This window comes from uncultured Bacteroides sp. (assembly GCF_902491285.1).
Lineage (GTDB): Bacteria > Bacteroidota > Bacteroidia > Bacteroidales > Bacteroidaceae > Bacteroides.
In genome coordinates, this window is record NZ_CABUHK010000072.1 from 20,496 (window position 1) to 27,359 (window position 6,864).

The following is a 6,864-nucleotide window of genomic DNA, read 5'->3' on the forward strand; positions in this document are numbered from 1 at the left end:
AGCATACTTCTTTCATTTTTACTTATCCCGTCTGTCTTTTTTTTGATTTTTTTTTCTCCTGATGAGTATAAATTCATCTGCTCGTTTGTCATCATAGAAAATAAGGCAGAAAATGGCTCAATATACATTTAGAGATATAGAAGAATTTTTGTTGGATGATGATTTCTTCCAATGGGCAAGATATGGTTTTTCTGATAATGGGTTTGATATTAAATCCTATAAGATTCAGCATCCCGGTTGTGAAGAAAAGATAGAATTGGCTATTGCGGTGATTCAAAATATGAAAGTGGTTGAAGATAGCAGACCTGTATCTGAGGAATATAAGATGCAAAGTTTTGCCAGAATGATGGATAGGCTTCAACATGAATCTTCGCAACCGGTACAGCTTCACAAAAAAACATTACCTTATCGGAGAGTAATGGCTTATGTGGCAAGTGTGGCAGCCTTACTATTCATCTGTTTGGGGACTTATTATATTCTATCCAAATCCAATTTGCAGAAAACTACAGATGTTACAGCCAATATTATAGACTCTTTAGGTCATTCAGGGCAAATACAGATTATTTTGGATGGTAAACAGGCCGTTGGTTTGGACAAGAATAATGCTGAAATCCGGGTAGGTGAGGACGGTACAGTTACAGTGGACGAACAATTGGTAGCTGCTTCCAGAGGAGAAAAGATATCGGTGAATCAGATAATGGTACCTTATGGGAAGCGTTCTAAAATAATCCTTCCGGATGGTTCTTTATTGTGGATTAATTCCGGTTCATGCATATCTTATGCTTCGGACTTTCCGGAGAATAGAAAGTTGAATGTACAAGGAGAAGTATATTTGGACGTTCGTAAAGATGCTAAGCACCCTTTTGTCGTGAAGACGAATCGTTTAGAAGTTACCGTGCTGGGAACATCATTCAATGTAACCGATTATGTAAAAGATACGGAGACAGCAGTGGTACTTGTTCAGGGAAGTGTAGATGTGACAGTAGACAATAAAGAGAAAAAGCGCTTGCTCCCTAATCAACGTCTTTCAAAAGACAACGGTGCAGTAAAAGTGAATGAAGTGGACGTATACAACTATATTTGTTGGAAAGACGATGCTATGAATTTCGATGGACAGAGACTTTCTGATGTGCTGAAATCACTGTCGAGATATTATGATACAAAAATAGAAATATCAGGAAGTTTGAAAGATGAAAAATATTATGGTAGTCTTGATTTGAATTGTACACTTGACGAAGTATTGGAGGCCATCTCATTGACTACGCCATTAAATATAACTAGGCGAGGGGATGTAATATACATCATGCCTTGAGAAACTCAAATGAAGTATAACCTTTAAAAAGAAAGAAATGAAAAATATACCACCTTAAAATAAAACAGAAAAAACCGGATAATATCTGCGAAATATCATCCGGTTCACATTAGAATTAAAAATAACTCAGCAAAGTTATAAATCTAACAATACAAAAATATGAAAAATAACTCTCAGACAAGGAATAAAAGTAAATATTTAACCAATATTGGTTTTCGATTTTTACTTTTATGCATTCTTTTAACGTCCCATTTGCCAAAGATCTCGGCAGAAGACGGGTTTATGCTACTTCAATCCACGGATGTAACGTTAAATCTGACAAATGTCTCTTTGGAAACCCTGTTTAAAACACTGGAAAAGAAAAGTAATTATGTCTTCTTCTTTAAAGAAGATGTCTTGCAGAAAAATGAAAAAGTAACAGTCAAAGCACAAAACGAGTCGGTTGTGTCTATTTTGAATAGAATATTACCCCCTAAACAACTGACATATACAGTAAAAGGGAGACAAGTGATTATTGTCCGCCTTCCCCAAAAAGAAGAAAAGAAAGCAGAAGTACCGGTAGAAATCAAAGAATATACTGTAAAAGGAACAGTGGTTGATGCCAGTGGACAGCCGTTGCCGGGTGTAAATATTACGGTACAGGGAACGACCAATGGTGTTACCACAGATCTGTCCGGTGGATTTACGTTACGGATAAGAGATGGTAAGCGTGCCTTACTTGTTGCTTCTTATATAGGTTTTAGCACAAGAAAAGTCTGGGTATCCGGTGAAACTAATTCTTTGAAAATAATGCTTGAAGAAAGTTCGGCGTCTTTGAATGAAGTCGTGGTAGTAGGATATGGTACACAGAAAAAGCTGAATCTGACAGGAGCCGTGACAACTGCTTCCGGTGAAATCCTTGAAAACCGCCCTATCGCTAATATTGCTCAGGGTTTGCAGGGAATGGTTCCCAATCTGAATATTACTTTCAATAGCGGTCAACCAAACGAAGCAGCCAAGATTAATATTCGCGGAAATACCTCTTTGAATGGCGGGAATGCTTTGATTTTGATCGATGGAGTGGAAATCTCCGACCTGTCATTGATTAATCCTCAAGATGTGGAGAGTGTGTCAGTGTTGAAAGATGCTTCTGCCGCTGCTGTTTATGGTGCACGTGCTGCCTTCGGTGTGATGCTTGTCACTACAAAGAAAGGAAATCGTAATCAGAAAACGCGGGTGACCTATAATAATAACCTTTCATGGAGTTCACCGGCCCGTTTACCGGAAATGCCCCGTTCGGATGTATGGGCGCGTATGTGGAATAAGGCATACGAGTATGATACTCCGGGTGGATATTACTTTAACGAGAAGTTTATGGAGAAACTTGATGCACATATTGCCGACCCGGAACACAATCCTGCAATCTTGGTCGATACCGAAGGCATTCAGAATTCAAATTATAGTCCTAGCAACCCGGGATGGGCCTATGTGGGCAACACCGATTGGTTATCTGAGTTCTATCAAAAGTCAGCTTTCATGCAGCAACATAATGTGAGCCTTTCGGGTGGAACCGAGCGTAACAATTACTATGCTTCTATTGGTTTCAAAGACCAGTCGGGTATTTTTCGCTACGGAAATGATTCTTATAAGCGCTTCAACTTGGCGTTCAGTTTCGATACTAAACTAACTAATTGGCTGGACGTGAGTTTTGTTACTCGCATGAGTAACATTAAGAATGATGAACCCTATATGGATAATGGTGGTAGCAGTGCTCAAACTTGGTATTATGAAGTATATCGCATGTATCCTACACTTTCCATCTTTTTGCCTAACGGTGATTTTGCCGGTATGTATCTCAATAGTGGTAATTATAACGTTATTGGCAAGATGGCTTTGGCCGGACGTAACAAGAAAGAGACTTGGGATCAATGGTACATAGGACGTTTTGATTTACATCCATTGAAAGGACTTTCTATTAAGGGCGATTACTCTTGGAATCGTTATTCTACCGTTCAGAAGTTCCACCGTAAAGAGATTAAGCAAACTTTTCCTGAAGGCGGTCCTGAATGGATTATAGAGACTCCAAACTATGTGAGAAACTATAATTCGAACAACATTTACCACGCTATCAATGTATGGGCCGAGTATAAAACGTCGTTCAATGACGTCCATAACATTTCGGTAATGGGTGGTTATAACCAAGAGGAGAAGAGTTATGCTAATACCTCATATACCATGACTGACTTGTATGATAACGAGTTGCCTATTTCCGACTTGGCCATCAACTACAAAGACAATGCTGAAGGTGCAGACATTTGGCGTGTACAGGGGGCTTTCTTTCGTTTGAATTACGATTATCGTTCCAAATATCTACTTGAGGTAAATGGTCGTTATGACGGCTCTTCTAAATATGCCAAAGACGACCGTTGGGCATTCTTTCCCTCAGCTTCTATCGGTTGGCGTATTTCGGAAGAAAAATTCTTCGAACCACTTTCCAAAGTAGTAGACAATTTGAAACTTCGTGCCTCTGTTGGTGCTTTGGGTAATCAGATAACTAACGGCTATCATGACTATATGTCTATTCTTTCAGGTAAAGTGTTGACCAACTATATGATGGATGGCAAAATGGTCAATGCGTTGAATATACCTTCTTTGCCTAGTGTAGTGACTTGGGAGAAGGTTGTGACGAAAGACTTGGGTTTGGACTGGTCATTGTTCAACAATCGTTTGATGGGTACATTCGATTTCTATGTACGTGATACCAAAGATATGGTACGTTCGGTTACACTGCCTGCCGTATTGGGTACTTCGGGTGGTAAAGAGAATATTGCTGATATGCGTACCACTGGTTGGGAGTTGGAATTGACATGGAAAGATCGTATTAAGAATGTGTTAGGAAGTCCTATGGACTATTCGCTTACCGTAGGTTTGTCCGATTACCAAGCTGAGATAACCAAATACGATAACCCCAACGGTTCGTTGGCTGGTGGTATGTATTATGAAGGACAGAAACTGGGTGAAATCTGGGGGTATGTGACTGATGGTTATATTATGGACGATTTTGAAGCAGCCAAAATGAACTATGTACAGAAATACATTTCTTCTAAGTGGTATCCGGGCGATATTCGTTACAAAGACTTAAATGGTGATGGCATGATAGATCAAGGTAATCGTACATTGGCTAATCCGGGTGACCAAAAGGTGATAGGTAACTCTACTCCTCGATATCGTTTTAATTTGCAAGGAGGTATTGGTTGGCGTGGTTTCGATATCCGTGCTATTTTCGAAGGGGTGGGTAAACGCGATATGTGGACAAGTAGTGATATCTTTTGGGGATTCTCTAGAGGTATTTATAACTCTTGTGTAACCCAATACCATATCGATAATATTTGGACCTATGAGAATCCTACAGCTTACTATCCTCGTTTGAATGCTAATGGCAATAAACGTAGTAAGCAGATTCAAACTAAATACTTACAAAATGCGGCATATATCCGCTTGAAAGATATTACTTTGAGCTATACTATACCCAAGAGTTGGTTGGCCAAGATGAAAATGGAGCAGGTACGTATCTATGTAAGTGGTATGAATTTGTGGGAGAAGACTGGTTTGCCCCCATTTATGACTCCTGATATTGTAGATCAAATAACTGATAATAGCTTGTCTAGCGAGAACAGTGGTAAAGAATATGCATTTATGAGAAGTTATTCATTCGGTATTAATATAACATTTTAAAAATAGATAGGTATTATGAAAAAATATATATTTTCATGTATTTGCATTTTGTGCTTGTCACTGTCTGGATGTGATTACTTGGATACTGAACCGGGTGACGCAATTTCTAGTGATCGTTTCTGGGAGACTTCTAATGCTGCCGCATTAGAGCAATATTGCAATCTTTATTATCCTAAACTCATCAAGGGACATGGTGATCCTTTGTCTTGGAATATTGGAAATATGATTATGCAAGAGTATCAGTCTGATAACCTTTTAGCAGCTGGTGCTAGTAGTATTACATTTGGTCAAAACACTGTAATGACTAGTAGTACTGACTGGGATTGGTCTACGGTGAGAGGTTGTAATGCTTTTCTAGAGAATTATGAAAAGTCTCCCGCTTCGGATATTGATAAAAAGAAATTTGCCGGAGAAATCTTATTTTTCAAAGCTTTTGATTATTTCAATAAGGTGTGCCTTTTTGGTGAGGTGCCTTGGTATGACTCTACGTTGAATAAAGATAACCCCGAATTATATAAAGGACGTGATTCTCGTGATTTAGTGATGACCAATATTTTGGCTACCATTAATAAGGCTATTGAATTTTTACCTCGCAAGACTAAAGTTTATCGTGTGAGCCGCGATGCCGCTCTATTACTCAAAGCCCGTATCTGTCTTTATGAAGGTACTTGGCGTCGTTATCGTAATGTAGAGGGCGATGTAAAATTCCTCGAAGAGGCTTACAAAGCTTCTGGAGAGTTGATGGGGTATGGTTATGAATTGTATAAGGCATCGGGTACAGACGATAGCTATTTCGATCTTTTCATACAAGATAATTACAATGATAATTCGGAAGTAATTCTCTCGCGTGAGTATGACCCCGCACTCAATATGGGGCACAACGTGCCTAATAGTATTCCTAATAGCGAACAGGGTATGAGCCGTGACTGTTTCGAAGAATATTTGTGTGCTAATACAGGAAAACCCATATCTCTTTGTGGTTGTCACAATCCCAACATGGGGTATAATGCTGAGATGAAGAATCGCGACGGACGTCTGTTGCAAACAGTATGTTTGCCCGAATCTGGTAGTAAATATGCTCGTTTTTTATATCGTACTACTGGAGGTATGTTAAAAGGTGGAGCTCCTAATATATTTTCCATTCTTCCCAACTCGGATACTCGAACCTTCTACGCTGCATCTTGTACCGGATATTCGGTATGTAAGTTCTATAAGGCATCTGAGCATTATGTGGGTAATCACAAAGGTGGTATTGACGCTCCTGTTATGCGTTATGCTGAGGCCTTGTTGATTCGTGCTGAGGCTGGTGCTGAGTTGGGGAAAGATCCCGAATTGGATAAAACCATCAATCAGCTTCGTGCCCGTGTAGGATTTACTTTTAAGTTGGAAGCTGATCCGATAGCTGATCCGGATTTAATTGCTAAATATCCTAATGTGAAAGGTGATAACGCTAACTTGATTCGTGAAATCCGTCGCGAACGTCGCATTGAGTTGTTTGCCGAAGGTTATCGTTGGGACGACGTTTGTCGTTGGAATGTAGGCGAGGTCGTATTTAACCGTGTGCGTCGTGGTGCTAAGATGGACCCCAATTTGTACTCTGCCGATGAGATAAAGACTATTAAAGATCAAGTAGGATTCGATGCCGATGGTTTTATTACTCCCTATGCTAAGCGAGTTACTTATAGTATGAATTTTACGGCTAAAAATTACTTGTACAACATTCCGTTGGACGAAATATCATTGAACCCGAATCTACTTCCTCAGAATCCGGGTTGGAAATAAATCATTAGTGTCCCATTAAAATTGGGACGAATTAAAAATTAAATAAACTTGGCCCA

General features: G+C 39.4%; 3 protein-coding genes. All 3 read left to right on the top strand.

The window, feature by feature from the left end:
* Positions 1–112 precede the first annotated feature (112 nt).
* The 3 genes from RDN93_RS16735 (at position 113) to RDN93_RS16745 (ending at position 6,808) form a co-directional block, all read left to right on the top strand.
* Positions 113–1,312: a FecR family protein gene (locus RDN93_RS16735; RefSeq protein ID WP_195470643.1), complete on the top strand. Its 1,200-nt coding sequence runs from the start codon at positions 113–115 to the stop codon at positions 1,310–1,312.
* A gap of 282 nt (positions 1,313–1,594) precedes the next feature.
* Positions 1,595–5,026: a TonB-dependent receptor gene (locus tag RDN93_RS16740; protein WP_308746572.1), complete on the top strand. Its 3,432-nt coding sequence runs from the start codon at positions 1,595–1,597 to the stop codon at positions 5,024–5,026.
* 15 nt (positions 5,027–5,041) lie between these two features.
* Positions 5,042–6,808 carry a RagB/SusD family nutrient uptake outer membrane protein gene (locus tag RDN93_RS16745; protein ID WP_308746573.1) on the top strand — a complete coding sequence of 589 codons (1,767 nt, stop codon included), beginning with the start codon at positions 5,042–5,044 and terminating at the stop codon, positions 6,806–6,808.
* Positions 6,809–6,864 lie beyond the last annotated feature (56 nt).